This is a genomic window from Caulobacter sp. GW821-FHT12D05 (genome assembly GCF_058807295.1).
This window is the reverse complement of record NZ_JBXAQO010000001.1, coordinates 562,765-583,732: the sequence shown is the minus strand read 5'-3', so window position 1 is coordinate 583,732 and position 20,968 is coordinate 562,765. Positions and strand designations below refer to the sequence as shown.

12 protein-coding genes are annotated in these 20,968 nt (G+C 68.2%); 5 read left to right on the top strand and 7 right to left on the bottom strand.

Annotated elements, in window-relative coordinates; all coding sequences use genetic code 11:
* The first annotated feature begins 84 nt into the window (after positions 1 to 84).
* Positions 85 to 1,428: an LLM class flavin-dependent oxidoreductase gene (locus tag AC1RRR_RS02560; protein WP_492810311.1), complete on the top strand. Its 1,344-nt coding sequence runs from the start codon at positions 85 to 87 to the stop codon at positions 1,426 to 1,428.
* Positions 1,425 to 2,618 (top strand): dipeptidase, encoded by a 1,194-nt coding sequence (locus AC1RRR_RS02555; protein ID WP_492810309.1) that lies wholly within the window; start codon positions 1,425 to 1,427, stop codon positions 2,616 to 2,618. The genes AC1RRR_RS02560 and AC1RRR_RS02555 overlap by 4 nt, the downstream gene beginning before the upstream one ends.
* A gap of 1 nt (position 2,619) precedes the next feature.
* Here AC1RRR_RS02555 and AC1RRR_RS02550 read toward each other — a convergent pair whose 3' ends face one another.
* The 4 genes from AC1RRR_RS02550 to AC1RRR_RS02535 all read right to left on the bottom strand — a co-directional run bounded on the left by AC1RRR_RS02550 (position 2,620) and on the right by AC1RRR_RS02535 (position 9,957).
* A complete protein-coding gene (locus AC1RRR_RS02550) occupies positions 2,620 to 3,942 on the bottom strand; it encodes a 2-hydroxycarboxylate transporter family protein (protein ID WP_492810307.1) in 1,323 nt (440 codons plus the stop codon).
* Positions 3,939 to 5,882, bottom strand: a complete 1,944-nt coding sequence (locus tag AC1RRR_RS02545) for a CocE/NonD family hydrolase (RefSeq protein WP_492810305.1) — start codon at positions 5,880 to 5,882, stop codon at positions 3,939 to 3,941. Before AC1RRR_RS02545 ends, AC1RRR_RS02550 begins: the two co-directional genes overlap by 4 nt.
* 16 nt (positions 5,883 to 5,898) lie before the next feature.
* Positions 5,899 to 8,730, bottom strand: a complete 2,832-nt coding sequence (locus tag AC1RRR_RS02540) for a TonB-dependent receptor domain-containing protein (RefSeq protein WP_492810304.1) — start codon at positions 8,728 to 8,730, stop codon at positions 5,899 to 5,901.
* 93 nt (positions 8,731 to 8,823) lie between these two features.
* Positions 8,824 to 9,957 (bottom strand): ABC transporter substrate-binding protein, encoded by a 1,134-nt coding sequence (locus AC1RRR_RS02535; RefSeq protein ID WP_492810302.1) that lies wholly within the window; start codon positions 9,955 to 9,957, stop codon positions 8,824 to 8,826.
* 70 nt (positions 9,958 to 10,027) lie between these two features.
* Between AC1RRR_RS02535 and AC1RRR_RS02530 the strand changes: the two genes are divergently transcribed.
* Both AC1RRR_RS02530 and AC1RRR_RS02525 read left to right on the top strand, forming a co-directional pair.
* Positions 10,028 to 10,687 carry a response regulator transcription factor gene (locus AC1RRR_RS02530; protein ID WP_492810300.1) on the top strand — a complete coding sequence of 220 codons (660 nt, stop codon included), beginning with the start codon at positions 10,028 to 10,030 and terminating at the stop codon, positions 10,685 to 10,687.
* A complete protein-coding gene (locus AC1RRR_RS02525) occupies positions 10,687 to 12,066 on the top strand; it encodes a sensor histidine kinase (RefSeq protein ID WP_492810299.1) in 1,380 nt (459 codons plus the stop codon). Before AC1RRR_RS02530 ends, AC1RRR_RS02525 begins: the two co-directional genes overlap by 1 nt.
* On the opposite strand, the gene AC1RRR_RS02520 is transcribed toward AC1RRR_RS02525, so the two are convergent.
* Together AC1RRR_RS02520 and AC1RRR_RS02515 are read right to left on the bottom strand one after the other, a co-directional pair.
* Complete coding sequence (locus AC1RRR_RS02520; RefSeq protein ID WP_492810297.1) at positions 12,063 to 15,287, bottom strand: amidohydrolase family protein; 3,225 nt, start codon at positions 15,285 to 15,287, stop codon at positions 12,063 to 12,065. The genes AC1RRR_RS02525 and AC1RRR_RS02520 overlap by 4 nt on opposite strands.
* A 13-nt stretch (positions 15,288 to 15,300) precedes the next feature.
* Positions 15,301 to 17,529 carry a TonB-dependent receptor gene (locus AC1RRR_RS02515; protein WP_492810295.1) on the bottom strand — a complete coding sequence of 743 codons (2,229 nt, stop codon included), beginning with the start codon at positions 17,527 to 17,529 and terminating at the stop codon, positions 15,301 to 15,303.
* A gap of 297 nt (positions 17,530 to 17,826) precedes the next feature.
* On the opposite strand from AC1RRR_RS02515, the gene AC1RRR_RS02510 reads away from it, so the two are divergent.
* Entirely contained in the window at positions 17,827 to 19,488 is a 1,662-nt protein-coding gene (locus AC1RRR_RS02510) for an amidohydrolase (protein ID WP_492810293.1), read from the top strand.
* Here AC1RRR_RS02510 and pdxR read toward each other — a convergent pair.
* The gene (gene pdxR, locus AC1RRR_RS02505; RefSeq protein WP_492810291.1) at positions 19,485 to 20,963 is read right to left on the bottom strand and encodes a MocR-like pyridoxine biosynthesis transcription factor PdxR; all 1,479 of its coding nucleotides are present in this window, start codon (positions 20,961 to 20,963) and stop codon (positions 19,485 to 19,487) included. The two genes, AC1RRR_RS02510 and pdxR, sit on opposite strands and share 4 nt — an antisense overlap.
* Positions 20,964 to 20,968: the final 5 nt, after the last annotated feature.

Here is a 20,968-nt window from a genome sequence, read left to right as displayed (position 1 = left end):
TGCCGAATAAAGCACTTCAGAAGACGCAATTATTGGAGCCCCGCGCACTTCGATAGAGCCGACCTGTCTCATCAGGAGGTCGACGTGACCCAAGGCTCGCAACGTCAATTGAAACTGGGCGCCATTCTGGCCGGCGTCGGCACCGATCACGCCAGTTGGCGCGACCCCGCCCTGGCCAGCGACGCCAGCATCGACATCAACTGGTACATCGACAACGCCAGGCTGGCCGAGGCGGCCAAGTTCGACCTGGTGTTCATCGTCGACAGCCCGTTCATCACCCCCGACACCGCCCCGCACTTCCTTAACCGCCTGGAGCCGCTGACCCTGCTGTCGGCCCTGGCGGTCTCGACCTCGAAGATCGGCCTCGTCGGCACCCTGACCACCTCGTACTGGGAGCCCTACAATGTGGCCCGCCAGTTCGGCTCGCTGGATCACATCAGCAAGGGTCGCGCCGGCTGGAACGTGGTGACCACGGGCCTGGAAGGCGCCTCGAAGAACTACGGTCGCGACGAGCACTTCGAGCACGGCGAGCGCTACGAGCGGGCCGGCGAGTTCGTCGATGTCGTCCAAGGCCTGTGGGACAGCTACGAGGACGACGCCTTCCCGCGCGACAAGACCGCCGGCGTCTTCCTAGACAAGGCCAAGCAGCACGCCCTGAACCATAAGGGCAAGCACTTCTCCGTCGCCGGACCGCTGGCCCTGTCGCGTTCGCCCCAGGGTCAACCAGTGATCTTCCAGGCCGGCGTCAGCGGTCCTGGCCGCGACCTGGGCGCCCGCATCGCCGAGGGGGTCTTCGCCGGTGTCGACACCTTCGAGGACGCGGTCGAGTACTATGCCGACCTGAAGGCCCGCGCGGTCGCGCAAGGCCGTGATCCCGACCACATCAGCGTCCTGCCGGGCCTGTTCCCGACCATCGCCGAGACCGACGAGGAGGCCCAGGCGATCGACAAAGCCCAGCGCGGCGAGGTCAGCATCGACAAGCTGCTGGTCCAGCTGGGCCGCGCCTTCGGCTATCACGACTTCAAGCAGTATCCGCTGGATGGCCCTTTCCCGGACGTCAGCAACCTCAGCCTCAACGCCTACAAGGGCCATGCCGAGCGGATCGTCCGCGTTTCGCGCGAGCAGAACCTGACCCTGCGCCAGGCGGCGGAGCGGTTCGGGGCGTGGCGCTCGGGCTTCGTCGGCTCGCCCCAGACCATCGCCGACGAGATTCAGCGCTGGTTCGACGGTCGCGCCGCCGACGGCTTCATCCTGCACGTCACCCGCCCCGGCGACTACGCCCTGTTCCGCGAGAAGGTCGTGCCGATCCTGCAGGCGCGGGGCCTGTTCCGCACCGAATACGAGCACGACACCCTGCGCGGACACCTGGGCCTGCCGGTCCCCGAGAACCGCTGGAACGTCGCGCCGGAAAAGGTCGCCGCCGAATGAGCCTGCGCCTTATCGCCCTCGCCTCGGCCAGCCTGCTGTTGGCCACCACCGCGATGGCCGCCGAACCGGACGCGGCGGCCATTCACGCCCGCGCCCTGGTGCTGGACAGCCATGTCGACGTGCCGGTGACCTTCGACGCCGCCGTCGATGGCGACGGCCAGGTCGATCTGCCCAAGCTGGAGCGCGGCCAAGTCGACGCCGCCGTGCTGGCGGTGTTTGTCTCGCAAGGCCCGCGTACGCCGGAAGGCTACGCCAAGGCCAAGAGCGACGCCGACGCCAAGCTGGCGGCGATCCGGGCCGTGGCTGAGCGCCACCCCGACCGCGCCGTGCTGGCGCTCAGCGCCAACGATGTCGAGGCCGCCGCCAAGGTCGGCAAGCGCGCCATCGTCGTTGGTTTCCTCAACGCCTATCCGTTCGGCGAGAGCCTGGAGCCGATCGACGCCTACTACCGCGCCGGGGTCCGCAGCTTCGGCTTCGTCCATGCCGGCAACAACGCCTATGCCGACTCCTCGCGGCCCAGCGGCGGGACCAAGACGGAGTGGAACGGCCTCTCGCCCCTGGGCAAGGCCGCCGTCGGTAAGCTCAACGACCTGGGCGTGATCATCGACGTTTCGCAGCTGACGCCGGACGGCGTCTTCCAGACCCTGAAGCTGAGCCGCGCGCCGGTCGTCGCCAGTCACTCCGGCGTCCGGGGCGTGGTCGACGCGCCGCGCAACCTGTCGGACGCGGAGCTGGACGCGATCAAGGCCAATGGCGGCGTGGTCCAGGTGGTCGCCTTCGGGCCTTACCTCGTGAACCCCGGCCCCGACTTCGCCGCCAAGGTCGCACCGATCCGCGCGCAGTTTGGCCTGCCCGCCGCCTTCGCCAAGCCGGCGGACGGGACCGAGGCGCTCTCGCCCGCCCAGCGGACGGACTATAGCCACGCGGTCAACGCGCTGCTGCCCAAGGCAACGGTGAAGGACTTCGTGGACTCGATCGACTACGCGGTGAAGCGGATCGGCGTCGACCATGTCGGCATCGCCTCGGACTTCAACCACGGCGGCGGCGTCGTCGGCTGGGCCAACGAGGGCGAGGCCGCGAACGTCACCGCCGAACTGGTCCGCCACGGCTATTCCGAGGCCGACATCGACAAGCTGTGGGGCGGCAACTGGCTGCGCGTCTTCCGCAAGGTCGAGGCCGCCCGCCGATAGGTCAGTGCCAGCGGGCGAAGGCGGCGAGGATGACGGTCACCGTGATCGCGCCGCCGATCCGCGTGGCGATCTGGGCGAACGGCATCAGCTGCATGCGATTGGCCGCCGTCAGGATCGCCACGTCGCCCGTGCCGCCCTGGCCCGAATGGGTGGCGTTCACGATGGCTGCCTCGATCGGATGGAGGCCCACCCAGCGCGAGGTGACGAAACCCGTGGCGATCAGCGAGACGACCGTGACGAAGATCGTCACCAAGGTCGGCAGGTTGAACGCCTCCATCAGCTTCTCCCACGGCGTCTTGGCCACGCCGATGGCGAACAGCAGCGGATAGGTCACGCAAACCTGGAAGAAGCGGTAGTTGGCATAGGCCCCCTGCTCCAGCGATGGCGGCGCCAGGCGGGCCACCTTGATCAGCACCGCCAGGCCCAGCATCACCACCGGCCCCGGCCAGTGGAACAGGCTCTGGGTCAGGCCGCCCAGCAGATACAGCACCGCCACCATCAGCAGGGCCGCGCCCAGGGTCTGGGGCGAGGACGCGCCGCCGACCGAAGCGTGGGCGGCCGGAGACACGGTCTCCTCGCCCGGCTGCAGGCGGCCTTCGCCGGTCAGCTTCGGGTAGCGACGCCCCAGGAAGTTGAGACCACCCGACAGGATGATCGCGCTGAGACTGCCCAGCATGACCGGCGGCAAGACCTCGGCGAAGGCCTCGCCCTGCGGCTGGCCCGAGAAGTGGGCGTAGCCGATCGACAGCGGGATCGCCCCCTCGCCCACCCCGCCGGCCATGATCGGCGCGACGATCTTGAACAGGGTGTGCTTGAAGCCCAGGCCTAGCGCCACACCGGTCGAGCAGCCGACCACGAAGGCGACGATCGAGCCCAGGATCAGCGGGATGAAGATCTTGCCAAAGCCCGTGATCAGAGACTTGCGGTCCATCCCCAGGATGCTGCCGACCACGATCGACGCGATGAACAGGTAGAGGAAGTTGGAGCTCTCGGTGAAGTCCGAGATCGACTTGACCAGCACCTCCGGCAGCAGGCCGGCATATTCCAGATAGGACGGCGCGAAGGTGGCGAAGATGGCCGCGAAGCCCAGGCGGTTGAGGATCGGGATCCGCTTGCCGATCTCCGCGCACAGGAAGCCACCGGTGATTAGGAAGGCGATGTTGGCCAGGATGTCGGACGGCGCCTTACCCATGACGACATAGGCGGCCGCCAGGCCCATGACGATCACCAACAACGGCACGGGCGCGACGCCCAGGCGCATCTCCATCAGCGCCCACCAGCGGGTCAGGATCGGCCCAGGCGTGGTGTCTTCGACGGTGCTCATGCGCGCCTCGGAATGATCGGCAGCACGACGTGCGAGGGTCGGGCGGCGTCAACGTGGATGGTGTTGCGGGCGACCTGGCGGGTCAGCCCCACGCCTTCGGGCGCGCCGGTATTGGGATTGACGTCGAACTTGGGGAAGTTGCTGGACGACACATCCAGCCGAATCCGATGGCCCTTCTTGAACAGGTTCGAGGTCGGAAAGGCCTCGACCTTGATCCTGTAGACCTGGCCCGGCGTCATCAGCTCGGGCTTCTCCCAGCTGTCGCGATAGCGGCAGCGCAGGATGCCGTCGGTCAGGTTCAGGGCGTAGCCGGCGGGATAGTCCTCGCTGGGCGGATAGAGGTCGATCAGCTTGACGACGAAGTCGGTGTCGACCGCGTCGGACGAGATCCACAGCTCAGCGGTGATCGCGCCGGTGACTTCGACATCTTCCGTCAGGGGCTCGGTCTGGAAGACCAGCACGTCGGGCCGCGCCTCCAGCGGCAGGAGCGGTTCGCGGGCGCCGTAGAGTTCGGGCGTTTCGCGCTGATCGAAACCGCCGGGCCGCATCAGCGGCTCGCCCGAGGTCACCGCGCCGCCGATGGTCGGGACCGGGTCGGACGGATCGAAAGCATAGGTGAGCGGCGTAGCGTCCGCGGCGGACTTCTTGGTCCGCAGGCCGCCGTCGGCGCCGAGATAGAAGGCCGTCTCGCGACGATCCGGGATCGGCCACGCCGTCTCGCTGCGCCAGGCGCCGCCGTGGTTCAGGCGGCCTTCGGGCGTCTTGCGGCCATCACCACCGCCCATGATGAACAGGCGCACCGGCGGCTCGGCGGCCTTGGCCGGCAGGTCCTTCAGGTGGCGGTCGAACCACTTCAGCCGCTGGGTGAAGAACTCGCCGCCGCCATCGGCGTCGATGGTCGAGGCCGGGCCGAACTCGACATCTCCGGAGTAAGAGGTCGAGCGAGCCCCGTGGGTCCAGGGGCCCATGATCAGGCGCTGCGAGCGGCCCGCCTTGTTCAAGCCGACATAGTTGTCGGTCGCCGTGCGCGAATAGACATCGTACCAGCCCGACATATGGACCATGTCGACCTTCGGGAAGGTCGGGTAGTAGCCCTCGGCATAGATCCCGGCCTGCTTCCAGAAGCCGTCGAAGTTTCCGTGCTCCCACTGCTCGTAGACATAGGCCTCGTAGTCGGGCTGCAGGCTGATCGGCGTGTGGCCGCGCTTCCACGGCATGCTGGCGAACCAGGCCTTGAGGTCGACGGTCTTCAGCGCCGCCAGCAAGCGCGGATCGTTCTGCGCGGCCTTGCTCTCCAGGCCCAGATTGTAGGCCCAGGTCACCTGCTTCAGCTCGAACGCCCCGCCCTGGCGGATGCCGCCCTGATAGGCGTTGGAGAAGCCGCCGCAGTCCAGGAACATCGCCTTCAGGCCCGGCGCGTTTAGGCAGCCCAATGCCATCTGCGTATGGGCGGCGTAGGACAGGCCCATCGTGCCGATCTTGCCGTCGCTCCACGGCTGGCGGACGATCCAGGCGCAGGTGTCGTAGCCGTCCGCGCCCTCGCTCAGATACTTGATGAACTCGCCTTCGGAGTCGTAGCGACCCCGGCAGTCCTGGAAGATCACCACATAACCCTGGGACACGTAGATCCGGGCCACGTCGGCGCGGCTCCTGGGCGAGCGGTCGGTGGCGGTGATGTCGCGGAAGCTGGCGACGTTCCGGCCGTACGGCGTGCGCTCCATGATCACCGGGAAGCGGCCGGCGACGGCCTTGCCGCCTCTGGCGGGCCGGTAGATGTCGGTGGCCAGCCGCACGCCGTCACGCGTCTTCACGCCGACATTGCTCTCCAGGACCATGTCATAGGGCTCGGCGGAAGCCGCCAGGGTCCGGCTGGACCCGAGCAGCCCGAGGAAGGCCGCCGCGCCCCCGAAGGCGCGGCGGGTGATCGGCGAGGTCGCCATGAACGCGAACTCCGACCTAGAACGACTTGCCGAAGCGGACGTAATAATACCGCCCCATGACGTCGTAGGTGTAGATGTCGAAGTTGATCGGCGCGTTGGCGTAGGACAGCGGCGGCTGGGTGTCGAAGACGTTGTTGACGCCCACGGTCACATTGGCCCGCACCTTCTCGAACGCCTTCTCCAGCTGCAGATCCTGGTAGGTCACCGCCTTGACGCGGTCGCCCTTGACCGGGGTCGTCGGCAGGGCCGGCGCGGCGCCGTCCTTGGTCGAGCCGATATAACGACCGCGCCACATCACCGCCCAGTCATCGTTCGACCAGCGCAGCGAGGCCAGGCCCTTCCAGCGCGGATAGGTCGCCCGCGCCGTGGCCGGCGTGGTGCCGCCGGTCGAGGTGCCGACCGCATGGGTGATGATCGGATCGCCGCCGGCCGGGTTGGGCGAGGTGACGTCGAACTTCTGCAGGCGCGTGCCCTGCACCGAGCCCTCGATCAGGCCGATGTCGGTGTTGCGACGGTAACGTACCGCCACGTCGTAGCCGGCCGTCTTGATCTGATTGAGGTTCATGAACGACGAGCTGAAGTTCAGCACCTGGCCGGTAGCCGCATCGCGGGTCAGCTGGTCGCAGAACGCCCCGGCCTGGGTGGCGCACAGTTGCAAGGCGTTAGCCACCGACGGCGTCGAGATGGCGTTCTTGATGGTGACCTCATAACCATCCAGCGTCAGCGACAGACCCGGCGCGAAGGCCGGTTGCAGAGCGACGCCGTAGCTCAGGGTCTTGGCCGTCTCGGGATCGAGCTTGCCGTTGCCCGACACCGTCAGCGGCAGCAGGCCGCCGTTGTACGAGCTCTGGTTATAGGTCGACGGCACGCCCGCGCAGCCGGGGAGATTAGGGTGCGCGGCCGCGCCGCCGTTGCAGGGGTCGGTATTACTGCCCGCGAGGTTGGACTGACGCGAGCCGGTGTAGAGCTCGATCAGCGAGGGGGCGCGGAAGCCTTGCGACCACGTGCCTCGGAAGAGGACGCCATCGACGGGCCGGTAGCCGACGCCGACCTTGGAGGTCAGTTTGGAACCGGCGGTGTTGTAGTCCGAATAGCGGGTGGCGACGTCCAGCTCGAGCTTCTTGACCATCGGCAGGTCGGCCAGGATCGGCGCGGTGAACTCAAGGAACGCTTCCTTGACGTCGTACGAGCCGTTGGCGGTCGGCGTGCGCATGACGTTGGTGGTGGTCGCCGTGGTCGCCGGCAGCGGCAGCGCGCCGGTCCCGGTCGAGACGGTGTTCACATAGGCGTCCGGATGATCCTCGCCGACGTTCTTGCGCCACTCGAAACCGAAGGCCATGGCCAGCGGCCCGCCCGGCAGCTGCATCAGCTCGCCGTTCACGTCGAAGGTCAGGTCGTAGAGCTTGGTCTGGTTGGTCTCGCGGGCGGTCGAGTTGATGTAGGCCGCCTGCTGCGGGGTCATCTGGCCGAAGATGTTGATCGGCACGCAGCCGGCTTGCGCGGCGCAGACCGACGGGGCCGACAGACCCAGCGCCAGGTGCTCCAGGTCGATGCCGCCGGGCGAGGAGAACTTCATCTGGTTCTGCGCGGCCGAGCCGAACAGCGACCAGTTCCAGTTGCGCGAGAAGAGGTCGGCATCCCCGGCCAGCTCGCCTGACACGCGGTAGGTGTCGACCTGCTGGTTGCTGATCCGGTAGCCGACCGGGGTCGTGAAGATCTGGATGTTCCAGGCCTGGTTGGCCGCGAAACCGACGCCGAACGGGTTGTACTGCTGGTTGGGCGCGATCGCGAAGCCGCGATAGGTGCCCGAGGTCCCGCCGATCGACAGGTTGGTCGGCGAGAAGATCTGCTGGCTGCTGCGGCGGTTCCACAGCACGTCCAGGGTCAGCTTGACGTGGTCGGTCAGATCCTGGTCGACGCGAGCGAAGATGCCGTACCGCTCGCTGGGGCCGACGGCGTAAATGCCCTGGGCCATGGTGTTGTAGTAGTCATCCGGCAGGCTGGCGCGGTGATAGCTGCCGATGCCCGTGGCCGTGGTCACCCCGACGTTCTGGGTCAGGGGCGAGGCCGCCGTCGAGAAGCCCGGCAGGATGTACAGACCGCGCGGGCTGGACGGCGCGGCGCTCAGGTTGTTCGGGCCGGCCGTCAGCGACACCTGGGTGAGGTCGCGGTCCTTGGTCTCGACCGGATCCTCGTTGACGTAGCTGAGCGAGACGAAGACCGAGCCGCGCTCGAACTTCTTGCCCCAGTTGGTCTGCAGGCTGAACGACTCGCCGTCGCCGCGCGAGGAGACGCCGTATTTGCTCTCGACCTGGAAGCCGTCGAGGTTGCGCTTGGTCTTCAGGTTGACGACCCCGGCGATGGCGTCGGCGCCGTAGATGGCCGAGGCGCCGTCCTGCAGCACCTCCATGCTGCCGATCATGCCGATCGGCACGGTGTTCAGGTCGACGAAGTCGCGGATGCCGCGCGCGCCGACCCCGTCCACCCAGCGGTGACCATCGACCAGCACCAGGGTGCGGTCGGCCGCGCCGTCGGTGTTGGCCAGGTAACGCAGGCTGATCGAGCTGCCGCCGTACGAGGTGCCTTGCGTGCCGTTGGAATTGTAGCTGACGCCGGCGCTGGGCAGCTTCTGCAGCAGTTCGCCGACCGAAGCGACGGCCGCCCGCTGCAGGTCCTCCTCGGTGATGCTGGTCAGCTGGCCGACCGAGTCGGCGTCGCGGCGGCGGGTCTTCGAACCCGTGACGATCACCGCGTCGAGCGTCGTGGCTTCGACGCCCTGCCCCGCTGGCGCGGTCTGGGCGAACGCTTCGCCCGCACCGAACACCAGAGCCAGAGCCGAAACGCTCACGAAAGCAGACTGAATTCTGGTCACCGGAGATCCCCCTCCTGACCGGCGTTTGCGCCGGCTGCATTACGCGGCTCCCCGCCGCTTATCTGGAGGCTAGGGTCGGTTACCTGTCATGAGACTGTCGCGAGACGCATCACGGACACGGCGGTAGTCATCCACGTGGTTGGGGCCCAGGGCCTCGCGCCATTCGGCGACCAGGCGCTTGCGGCGCATCTGGTCCAGATTGGCCAGCAAGGCCGGCCCGACCTCGATCGGACGAGCCGAAGCTTGAGGCGCGCGCCCTGCCCCGCCGGCGATGTCGGTGCGCACCGGGGCCATGCTGGTGTCAGCCAGCAGCTTCTGCCCCTTCAGCGACAGCAGGAAATCCAGGAACAGCTTGGCGGCGTTGGGACGGCGCGCCTGGGCCGAGATGAAGGCGATCCGCGACATCACCAGGGTGTAGTCGCTGGGGAAGATCACCCCGAGGTTCGGGTTCGCCCGCTGGTGCTGCAGGGCGTAGGAGCCGATCACGTTGTAGCCGAACACGATCTGCTGGTCGGACATCGCCTCCAGCAAGGTCGCCGTCGACTCGTAGAGGTGCGGCTTGGTCGTCCCGATCGCCCGCGTCAGGGCCTGGGTGTCGGCCCAGGCCAGCCGATCCTGCGAATAGTAGAGGAAGCCCACGCCGGAGCGGCTGTTGTCGAACAGGCCCACCGAGCCCTTCAGCGCGCCGGCCTCCAGCATCTGACGCAGGGCGGCGTGGCTCCTGGGCGCCTGGTCATCGGGCAGCTTGCGGCGGTCGTAGACGAAGACGATCGGCTCGGCCGTGACGCCAAAGCCCTGGCTTTTCCAGATTGTCCAGCGCGGCAGCATCGCCCGCGCCGGGGTGTCGAAAGTTTGAGCGTAGCCGTCGTTGATCAACTTGATCTGCAGGTCCATCGCCGAACTCCAGACAAGGTCGGCGCTGGGCAGGCCCGCGCGGCGCTCGGCCAGATAGCGCTGATAAAGCTCGGCCGAGTTCTGCCGCTGGAAGTCGATATGGACCTTGGGGTGGTCGGCGTGGAAGGCGGCCAGGACGGGACCGATCTCGGCGTCGCCGGTGTTGGCGTAGACGGTCACGCCCCCTTCCCGCTGGGCCGCGCGCAGACGCGCGGCGCGCTCAAGCCCGCCCAGGATCGGCGCGCCGGTTTGTCCGCAACCGGCCAGCAGACCGGCCGCCGGCGCGAGGAGAAGCTGTCGTCGAAGCATGGCCGCCCTGTTCACTTCGAACGACGTTGCATGATAGGGGCGGAGTCGTCCAACCCCGGAACCCCACCGCATGCGGCTGCTGTTCGTGGAGGACGACGAAGCGTTGGGACGCGGCGTCGTGGCCTTCCTCAGGTCCGAGAACTTCACGGTCGACTGGGTCACCGACGGCGAAACCGCGCTTGAGCAACTGGCCGAGCCCTACTCCGTCATCGTGCTGGACTTGGGTCTGCCCGACATCGGCGGGCTGGAGGTCCTGGTGCGCCTGCGCCGGGCCGGCAACCGCACGCCACTGCTGATCCTGACCGCCCGCGACGCCCTGAAGGACCGGGTCAGCGGCCTGGATCTCGGGGCCGACGACTACATGCTCAAGCCCTTCGAGCCGGAAGAGCTGGCAGCCCGTGTGCGCGCCCTGGCCCGCAGGCGCGGCGGCGATCCCTCGCCCACGCTGTCGGTCGGCAGCCTGACCATCGACCGCAACGGCGCCCGCGCCTATGTCGACGGCCGCGACCTGGAGCTGCGTCGGCGCGAGCACACGGTACTGCTCGTTTTGGCCGCCAACGCCGGCAAGATCGTGACCCGCCAGCGCCTGATCGGCGAGGTGTTCGGCCACGACGACGAGGCCGGCCCCAACGCCCTGGACGTCTATGTCGGCCGCGTCCGTCGCAAGCTGGAGCCTAACGGCCCTCGCATCACCACCTTGCGCGGCCAGGGATACCTGCTCGAGCCCTGATGGTCCGGATCCAGTCCCTCACCGCCCGCCTGCTGGTCGCCCTCGTGGCGCCCCTGATCGTGTCGGCGGTGCTGATCGGGATCGGCGACGCCTGGGTCACGCAACGGGTCGTGGACTACACCTCCGACCGCCTACTGGCCGCCTCGGTGCGCGCCATCGCCGAGTCCGTGACGCTCGAGACCGATCATGTCGAGGTCGACCTGCCACCCTGGGCTTTTGGCCTGCTCGACAGCCCCCAGCGCGACAGCGTGTTCTACAACGTGCGCCAGTCCGGCCGCGCGCTGACCGGCTATGACGACCTTCCCGACTTCGACACCGAGGCGATCGCCGCCAATGGCGAGCCGGTGTTCCGGACCCTGGTCTATCAGGACCGCCGCGTGCGCCAGTCCGCCGCCAGCCTGCGCGTCCCCGGCGCGCCGGCCCCGGTGGTGATCTCGGTGGCCCAGACGCTGGAATCGCGCGCCGCCGTCCGCAACTCGCTGATGACCACGGTCGGCGCCATCGAGGTCGGTCTCGTCGGCTTGGTGGCCCTGCTGATCTGGCCAGCCGCCACCTGGAGCCTGAAGCCCCTGGATGGCCTGCGCCGGCGTCTGGCCGAGCGCTCCGACGCCCGCGATCCGGACTTTGCGCCCGTCGCTGTCGGCGACGTACCGCGCGAACTCCAGCCCGTCGTCGTAGCCTTCAACAGTCTGCTGGGCCAGCTGGAGCGATCCGTCGACGGCGTGCGCCGCTTCACGGCCGACGCCTCGCACCAGATCCGCACGCCGCTGGCGATCGTGAAGACCCACCTGGCGGTCCTGGCCAAGGGCAAACGCTCGACCGCCGACCAGGCCTCGCTGACCGACGCCCTCGAAGCTGTCGACCGCTTGCAGCGGCTGATCGAACAGCTGCTGGCCCTCGCCCGCGCTGAGGCCTTGGAGACCGACGGCCTGCAGGACGCAGATCTGGTCGCCTGCGCGCGCAGCCTTGTTGATCGCTGGAGCGCTCGCGCGGCCACGGACGGCGCTCGCCTGACCCTGCGCATCGAAACCACATCCGCGCCTGTCGCCCTGGCCGCGCCGCTGGTCGACCAGATCCTTGAGAACCTCCTCGACAATGCGCTGCGCTATGGCGGACGCGCCATCACGGTCGGCGTCGGCCAGGATGGCGACCGCTCCGTACTGTGGGTCGCGGACGACGGACCGGGCTTGCCGGACAAGCTGAAGCAACGCCCCTTCGAACGCTTCGTGCGCGGCCCGCAGACATCCGGACAGGGCAGCGGCCTTGGCCTCTCCATCGTCAAGGCGCTGGCCGCCCGCGCCGGGGGAACGGCCGTCCTCGAAGAGCTTGCCGAAGGCGGTTTGAACGTTCGCGTCTGCTTCCCGCAAGCTATGCGTTAAGGCCGCGTCGGCGCCTCGTGTTCGAACCACTGGGTCGGCAGCGCCCGCTTGACCGGCCAGACCTCGTCCAGGGTCGCGGCCTCGTAGAGGCGGCCGTTCTTCATCACCTGGCCCAGTTTCTCGACATTGGCGATGTCGGCCAGCGGGTCGGCGTCGAAGATCAGCAGGTCGGCGAACTTGCCGGGCTCCAGGCTACCGATGTCGTGGGTGCGCCCGATGGCCTCGGCCGAGCCCATGGTCGCCGCGCGGATGGTCTCCAGCGGCGTTGCCCCGCCCGAGGCGAAGAGCTGCATCTCCCAGGCAAAGCCCAGCCCTTGCACCTCGCTGTGGCTGCCCAAGCCCACCACGCCGCCGGCGCGCTGGATGGCCAGGGCGTCCTTGGCGAAGCTGGCGTAGGACATGTTCTCCGGCGGCGTCCAATGGCGGTCGCCCAGCTTGGACGCGAGGATGCCCGGCGGCATGAAGCGCTTGAGGCGCGGCTCGTCCTGCGGCCGGCGAGTGATGATCAGGTCGAACAGGGGCGGCTCGCCGCCGTAGAGCACGTTCAGAGTCGGCACCAGGCTGGTGCGCGACTGGGCGAACAGCTGCACCACGTCCTCGCGCAGCGGCGACACCGGCAAGGCGTGCTCGTTGCCCGAGAAGCCGTCCAGGGCGTGGGTCAGGTTGAGGTTCAGGTCCGACGCGCCTTCGGTGGTCGGCATCATGCCCAGGGCCTTGGCGGCCTCGACCATGTACTGCCGCTGGGCCCGGTCGCCGACCATGTACGACTTGATGTTCTGCGTCCGGTATTCGTCGCGATAGCGCTTGAGGACGTCTTCCGCCTGCGCCTGGCTGTCGATGTGGCTGGCCGTGAAGACGCCCGGCCCGGTAGAGTAGAGGCGCGGGGCCAGGGTCAGGCCGGCGTCGGCCATGTCCTGATAGACGAACTGGTCATTGGTGAAGGTCTGCGGGTCCAGGCTGCTGGTGATGCCGAACGACAGACTGACCAGGAACGACCAAGGCTGCGGGTCCTGGACTTGGCGGCGGATGTCGAACCAGTGGGCGTGGGCGTCGATGAAGCCCGGGGTGATCACCTTGCCGGTGACGTCGCGAACCACCGCCCCCTTGGGCAGCGGCGCGGCGCCAGCCTTACCGACCGAGATGATTCGGCCGTTCGAGACGACGACGTCGGCGTTCGGGATCACCTCGTCGCCGCGCATAGTGACGACCGTGGCGCCGTGCAGGACGATCGCGCCCTCGGGGACGTCGCGGGCGACCTCGACCTTGGCGTTGACCGCCACCGCCTTGGCCTCGCTGGCGCCGGGCGTGGCGCGGTCGATGTCGGCCAGCGCGATCTTGCGCAGAGTCGAGCCGACCGACCAGACGATCGACTTGCCGCCCTCGGCCCAGTCGAAGAAGTCCGCGCCGATCTTGGTGAGCTTCACGACGCCGGACGTCGCCGTCTCCAGATTGACCTCGGGCGTCTTGCCCTCGGCGGCGGCCGGGACGTCGACCAGGAAGAGCTCGGCCGCCGTGCGGAGGATGGCCTTGTCTCCGGCGGGATTGAGCTTCACGTCCTCCACTGGGGTCTGGACGCCGACATACTGCGACCAGGCGCGGGCCTTGCCGAGGAACTCGGCCTTCGGCTTCTCATCGCCCTCGAGCGGCACGGACTGGACCGCGCCCGCATAGAACCCCACGCGCTTGGGATCGGCCTCAAACGACAGCAGCCGGGCCGACGAGGTGTGGGCGACCAGCGCCTGCGCGCCACCGGCGGCCGGCAGGCGGACGATGTCGGTCGGCCAGTCAGGCGAGGCTTCGCTGGCGCGGCGCAGGCGGTCATACTGGCTGGACTTCAGGGCCACGACCCTCGCGCCGTCCGGCGAGAAGGTCGGCTCGGTGTAGAAGGCGCCGTCTTCTGTCAGGCGCACGGCCTTGCCGCCCGTGGCGGGCATCCGCCAGATCGCCCCGCCCTCGCGCGGGTCCCAGGTGACGAAGACCAGCGCCTTGCCGTCCGGCGACCAGCGCGGCTGGAAGGTCTGGTCCGGCGCGCCCTTGACCTTCGTCGGTTTGGAGCCGGGCTTCAGGTCCTGGACGTAGAGACCGCCCAGGGCGGTGAAGGCGAAGCGCTGGCCGTTCGGCGACACGCTGGGAGCCTGGATCAGGCGAGCGCGGACCGGGCCGGTTTCCTCGACCTGGCTGACGCGGGTCAGGGGGCCAAGGTCGACCTTGGCGTGGACCGTGAACGGGATCGGCGTCACCGCGCCGGTGGCGACCTCGATGCGCCGCAGCTTGCCGTCGACGCTTGCAATCACGGCCTTGTCGTCGGCGGAGAAGGTGAAGCGCGGCGTCAGGCCGGCGTAATAGCCCTGCTCCTGGCCGTCATGGTCGATCGGGAAGGCCAGCCAGCGGTCGGCGCCGGTGGCCAGTTCGCGCAGGCGCAGGCCGGTCTGGTTCTTCCAGCGGCTGGCATAGGCGATGAAACGGCCGTCGTGCGACAAGGCCGGGCTCATGGCGCCGCCCTGTCCCTGGATGATCACGTCCTCGACGTCGGTCGTCAGATCGCGGCGGGCGATGGACCAGTTCGGCGGGGCCTTCTCGGTCCAGGTGTGGCCGGTCTTGCGAGCATAGTAGGCGTAGCGGCCGTCGGCCGTGATCGCCGCGCCCATGGCGTTGATGCGATTGTCCCAGTCCTCGCCGTTCGGCTGCGCCTTCACGACGACCTTGCCCTCGGAGCCATCCACCGGGAAGCGCCACAGCTCGAAGGCCAGCACCGGGTGCTTCATGCGCGAGACGTAGACTGCCGAACCATCCGGGGCCCAGACGGGCGTGGCGAAGACGGTCAGCTTGTCCTCGCGGCTGACCTGGCGGGGGTTGGAGCCGTCGGCGGCCGCGAGCCACAGGTTGGTCACGCCCGAGCGGTCGCTGACGAAGGCGATCGACTTGCCGTCCGGCGAGAAGACCGGCGCGGTCTCGAAGGCCTGACCGGTCAGCACCGGCCGCGCGTCTCCGCCCTTGGCATCGACCGCGTAGATGTCGCCCAGCAGATTGAAGATGATCGTCTTGCCGTCGGGCGAGACGTCCGGCTGCATCCAGGTGGCTTCCTGGAGCGTGAGGTCCAGCGTCCGGGCCGGCTTCAGGCTAAGGCCGTCGGCTGCGGCGACGCTGGCCGAGGCCAGCATCGTCGCCGCCAGGAGGACGCGGCGAACCGCTTTCGAAGTGTTCGGAAGGGTCCGCCGCATTCTACTCAAGCTCTTAGAAGGTCACGTCCACGCGCACGCCGGCCGTGCGCGGACGCACGATCGAATAGGCCGGAGCGGCCTGGTCCGTGAACGGGGCGTTGAGGATGCCATATTCGTTGGTGAAGTTGTTGACGAAGCCCAGCACCCGAACCTTGTCGGTCGGAGCGATCGAGGCCCGCAGGTCGAAGATGTTGAAGTTGCCGCGGGTGTTCGGGTTGCCGAACGCCACCGGGGCCTTGCTCAGATAGCGATGCGCCACCTCGAAGGTCGGGGCCAGGTTCACTTCCGGGAACGCGAACGACAGGGTGTTCGAGGTCGACCACTTGGACGAGCCCGGCAGGGTCGTGCCTGCCGCGTAGCCGCCGCCGACCGCGAAGCTGTCTGGCAGCATCGTCGTCAGCTTGGCTTCCTGATAGGTCGTGCTGTTGCTGAAGGTGATGTGCTGGCTGACCTTGAACTGGCCAGCGAACTCGACGCCGTCGACCTTGGCCGAGCCGGCGTTGGTCACGTACGAGTAGAAGTACGGCGCGGCCGTGAACAGGCGGGCCTGAATGTCTTTCCACTTCAGATGGAAGACCGAGATGTCCAGCGACAGGCGGTTCTCCAGCAGGGTGGTCTTCAGGCCGGCCTCGTAGTTGTCGACCGTGTCGCTGCCGTAGCTGGTCGGGATGCCCGCCAGGATGGCCGCGTTCGGGTTCGGACCGCCGACGCGGAAGCCGCGCGAATAGGTGGCGTAGGCCATGACGCCCTTTTCCGGGCGGAAGGCCAGGGTCACCTTCGGCGTGAAGCCGTTCTCCTTCTGGCCGGTGCCGAACGACGAGGCCTTGGGCGAGAAGCTGCCCGCGCCCAGGCTGCCGGCGGCGTTGGTGATCTCGGCGGTGTTCTTGGTGTCGTAGTAACGGCCGCCCACCGTGAGCTCCCACTGCGGGGTGAACTTGTAGGAGACCTCGCCGAAGATCCCGAAGTCCTTGTTCAGGGTGTCGGAGATGTAGCCGTAGATCGCGTCGCCGGGGGCCAGGATCGCGCCGCTGTAGCCGCCGAAGTCACCCGGGTGGGCGTTGATGTAGGCCGCCGCGCCGGGCTGGTAGATGCGGTCGGCGCTGGACTTCTTGGCGCGCATGTAGCTGGCGCCGATCAGCCACTTCAGGCGGTCGTCCTCCTTGGAGGCCAGGCGGCCTTCCAGGGTGTCGATATCGGCCTTGGCCGCGCCGATGCTGTAGGCCGAGGCCGCGCCGGTCGTGACGCCGGTCACATAGGGGTACGGATAGGAATAGGTCGTGGTGTTGGTCTTGTGGTTGGTCGAGCCGATCACCGTCAGGTCCGCGAAGCCGACGTCCTGGTCCAGGCGCAGGCTGTTGAGCCAGAAGTCGGTCTCCTGCGGCTCGGCGCGCGGGGTGTTCCGGACGTAGTCGTGCGAGAGGTAGGTCTGGTCGTCCAGCAGGCTGTCCTGATAGGCCGACAGGAAGGTCAGCTTGGTCCCGTTGCCCGGATCAAACACCAGCGAGCCGCGCACGCCGCGGGTGCGGAAGTCGTTGACCCCGTCCTTCTTCACACCCGGATTGTCCAGGAAGCCGGCGTCGAAGCGTTGCAGCGCGACGACCCGCAGGCCCAGCTTGTCCGTGACGATCGGGATGTTGACCATCGCCTTGGCGGCGTAGTTGGCCTGGCCCGCGTTCTTGGTCGTCCCCAGCAAGCCCGAGGCGGCGGCCTCGTACTTGCTGACATTGGCCGTCTTGGCCACGTAGTTGACCAGGCCGCCCAGGGTCGAGGAGCCGAACAGCGTGCCTTGCGGGCCGCGCAGCACTTCGACGCGCTCCAGGTCGAATGTGTCGACGTCGGGGATGCCGATCGGGAAGCCCGGTTCCACCACCACCACTTCGTTCAGATAGTAGCCCGTCGTGGTCTGGCCCTGCTCGTGATAGGTCGTCGCGGAAATGCCGCGCACGACCACTTCCGAAATGCCGGGCTGGTAGTCGTTGAAGGTCACGCCCGGCAGGCGGACGATGTAGTCGGCCAGGCTGTTGGCGTTGACCTTCTGCAGGTCAGCGCCGCTGACCGCGCTGATCGGCATGGCGACATCGCGCACGCTCTCGCTGCGCTTGGTGGCGGTGACGATCAGGGCGTCCAGCTCGGTCGTCGGCTGCGCCGTGGTCTGGGCGCTGGCCGCCGTGCCTAGCGACAGCCCCGCCGCGACGATGCAGGCCGACAGCGACGCCGCGCCCATCAGTTTGGTCTTGCGCATATCTCGATCCCCTTATTCGGGGTCGACGGCGAGATGACCGACGCCCCTGTTCAAACCCCTCACAAACCCCACGGACGTCGGCGGTCGGCTCGCTGGCTTCGCGATGCTCGGCGACCGGTCACAACATCCGTGAGACTGAGGCTTGTCCTTTCGTGGCGGAGCAAAAACATCCAAAAACGGCAGGCCGAGGGGACCAAGCCGTTGCCAACTGGACCCCTGGCCGGACAGGGATTGGATGTTCCGGCCCCTGAGCGAAGCGCTCAGGCTGGCCCGACTGATAGACACGACGAGGGGTCCATGATCGATCGACGCAGCCTTATCCGCGCGGGCGCGGGCCTGATGATGCTGGCGCCGCTGCAGGCGCTGGCGGCCGAGCGCGGCCTGGACGTGGTCCTGATCAATGCGCGCGTTTGGACGCCCGGCGCTGGCGGCTCGCGCCTCTCGGCCATCGGCATCGTGGGCGAGCGGATCGCCGCCGTCGGCGCCGACCAGGTCAAGGCGCTGACGACCGGCAAGACCAAGGTCATCGACCTGAAGGGCGCGTTCGTGACGCCGGCCTTCACCGACAACCACACCCACTTCCTGATCGGCTCGACGACCCTGTCCCAGGCCGACCTGCTCAGCGCCACGGACCGCGCCGACTTCGCCGCCCGCATCGGGGCGGTGGCAAAGGCCCGGCCGGGCAAGTGGATCCTGGGCGGCTCGTGGGACGAGCAGCGCCTGGGCGGCGCCCTGCCGACCCACGAGTGGATCGACGCGGTGTCGCCAGACACCCCCGTCGCCGTGCCGCGCACGGATCTTCACCTCTACCTGCTCAACAAAGTGGCGATGAAGCTGGCGGGCGTCACCCGCGACACGCCCGATCCGCCGGGCGGCGTCATCGTCCGCGACGCCAGCGGCGAACCGACGGGCGTCGTGAAGGACAACGCCAAGACCCTGGTCGAGCGCGTCATCCCGCCGATGACCGACGCCGAGACCGACGCCATCATGCGCCAGGGCATCGCCCACGGCCTCAGCAAGGGCGTGGCCCAGATCCACAATCCGGAACTGGATTGGCGCACCTACGACTCGCTGCGCCGCCTGCGGGCCAAGGGCGAGACGGACATGCGCTTCTACGCCTTCGTTCCCCTGCCCGACTGGGAGAAGATGGCCGCCATCGTCGCCAAGGAAGGCCGCGGCGACGACTGGGTGCGCTGGGGCGGGCTGAAGGCCCTGGCCGACGGCTCGCTGGGCTCGCGCACGGCCATCTTCCACGACCACTATGACGACGCGCCCGACCAGACCGGCGTGCGGGTCACCACCTTGGCCAACCTGCGCGAATGGATCACGGCGGCCGACGCGCGAGGTCTGCACATCACCACCCACGCCATCGGCGACCAGGCCAATGACGACGTGCTGGACATCTATCGCGACGTCGAGAAGACCAACGGCGTCAAGGACCGCCGTTTCCGCATCGAGCACGCCCAGCACCTGAGCGCCGCCGCCATCCCGCGCTTCGCCCAGCAGAAGGTGATCGCCTCGGTCCAGCCCTATCACGCCATCGACGACGGCCGCTGGGCGATCAAGCGCATCGGGGCCGAGCGCCTAAAGGGCACCTATGCCTTCAAGTCGCTGATGGACGCCGGCGCCACAGTGACCTTCGGCTCGGATTGGCCGGTGGCCCCGCTGGACCCGCTGACCGGCGTCTACGGCGCAGTGACCCGCAGGACCATCGACGGGGCCAATCCCGACGGCTGGCTGCCCGAGCAGAAGGTCACTGTCGAGCAGGCCCTGACCGCCTACACGCTCAACAACGCTTTCGCCGGTTTCATGGACGACCGCACCGGCAAGATCGCGCCCGGCTACTATGCCGACCTGACGGTGATGGACGCCGACCTGACCACCATCGACCCGCTGAAGATCGAGGGCGTGAAGGTCCTGCACACCTTCGTGGGCGGCAAGGCGCGGTACTCGGCCTAGATCCCAGCCGCCTTGGCGAGGGTGAGCAGCGCCTTGCGCGACGCTTCCTCGCGCAGGCTGGCGAAGCCGATGCGCAGGCCTCGGCCGGCGCCCTCGCGGCTGGCGAACGAGCGGGACGAGGCCAGGCGCACGCCCAGCTCCGGCCCCCGCGCCTCGATCCGATCCAGGTCGCCCTCGTCCGGAAAGGTCAACCAGAAGGCGAGACCCCCGTCCGGCGTCTTGAATCGCACGCGGTCGCCGAACGCCTCGGTCGCCGCCTCGGCGAAGGCCAGTCGCCGCGCGGCATAGACCTGGGTGGCCTTGCGAGCGTGGCGGCGCAACTCGCCGCTTTCAATCAGCTCGGCGGCGGCGTCCTCGGTCAGCATGTTACCCATACCGTCGGTCAGCGACACCGTGTGCGCCACCGCGTCGATGAAGGCCTTCGGCGCGGCGATGTAGCCGATCCGCAGGGCCGGCAGCAGAAGCTTGGATAGAGACCCGGCATAGATCACGTACGACGGCGCATAGCTGGCGATCGGCAGCAGCGGCTGCGACTCGAAGTGGAACTCGTGGTCGTAGTCGTCCTCGATGATCGCGAAGTTGAACTGCCGGGCCAGCAGCAGCAGACGCAGACGCCGCTCGGGCCGCAGGGCCACGGTGGTCGGAAACTGGTGGTGCGGGGTCAGGAAAATGGCCTTCACGCCCCCTTCCCGGCATTTGCGCTCGACGTCCTCGACATCGACGCCCTGATCATCCAGACCGACAGCCTCGACCTTGGCTCCGCAGGCGCGGAAAGCGGCCACGGCAGGCTCGTAGGTCAGGGCCTCGACCAGCACCGTATCGCCCGGCGCGATCAGGGTGCGAGCGGCCAGGAAAATGGCGTTCTGACTGCCGCGTGTGATGCAGATATTCTCCGCCCCTACCGCCAGGCCGCGCTCGGTGCGCAGCATTTCGGCGATGCCCTCGCGCAAACCCGCTGAGCCACGCGGATCGCCATAAAGCATGCGGTTGTGCCGCGCCGCCCGCTGGATCGCCGAGCGATAGGCTCGTCCCAGCACGTCCTCGGGAAACAGGCGACCGTCGGGCGAGCCCTCGTCCAGGCGCATGCGCGTGTCGCTAGGCAGGGCCAGGGGGCGGGCCGGGGGCGGGTTAAAGGCGTACGCCGGAGCCTTGGCGTCGACAGCCTCGACCACGATCTCGGCCTGGGTGGCGCGGACCGGCGCCGACTTGGGCAGCACGTCCGAAACCATGGTCCCGCGCGTGCCATGCGAGGTCAGCCAGCCCTGGGCGATCAGGTCCTCATAGGCCAGCACCACGGTCTTGCGGTTGACGCCCAGCATCGTGGCCAGGCCCCGGCTGCTGGGGAGGTAGGCGCCAGACGCCAGCCGGCCGCGCTCGACCTCGTGGATCAGGCCGTGAACGATCTGCAGATACAGCGGCATGGACTTGGAGGCGTCGATCACCTCGCCCAGCGCCATGTTCCATGGTCGCGCCATTGGCC

Coding starts and splice junctions, on each gene's coding strand:
- AC1RRR_RS02555 (WP_492810309.1), top strand. CDS start 1,425: ATGAGCCTGCGCCTTATCGCCCTCGCCTCGGCCAGCCTGCTGTTGGCC.
- AC1RRR_RS02550 (WP_492810307.1), bottom strand. CDS start 3,942: ATGAGCACCGTCGAAGACACCACGCCTGGGCCGATCCTGACCCGCTGG.
- AC1RRR_RS02545 (WP_492810305.1), bottom strand. CDS start 5,882: ATGGCGACCTCGCCGATCACCCGCCGCGCCTTCGGGGGCGCGGCGGCC.
- AC1RRR_RS02535 (WP_492810302.1), bottom strand. CDS start 9,957: ATGCTTCGACGACAGCTTCTCCTCGCGCCGGCGGCCGGTCTGCTGGCC.
- AC1RRR_RS02530 (WP_492810300.1), top strand. CDS start 10,028: ATGCGGCTGCTGTTCGTGGAGGACGACGAAGCGTTGGGACGCGGCGTC.
- AC1RRR_RS02525 (WP_492810299.1), top strand. CDS start 10,687: ATGGTCCGGATCCAGTCCCTCACCGCCCGCCTGCTGGTCGCCCTCGTG.
- AC1RRR_RS02520 (WP_492810297.1), bottom strand. CDS start 15,287: ATGCGGCGGACCCTTCCGAACACTTCGAAAGCGGTTCGCCGCGTCCTC.
- AC1RRR_RS02515 (WP_492810295.1), bottom strand. CDS start 17,529: ATGCGCAAGACCAAACTGATGGGCGCGGCGTCGCTGTCGGCCTGCATC.
- AC1RRR_RS02510 (WP_492810293.1), top strand. CDS start 17,827: ATGATCGATCGACGCAGCCTTATCCGCGCGGGCGCGGGCCTGATGATG.
- pdxR (WP_492810291.1), bottom strand. CDS start 20,963: ATGGCGCGACCATGGAACATGGCGCTGGGCGAGGTGATCGACGCCTCC.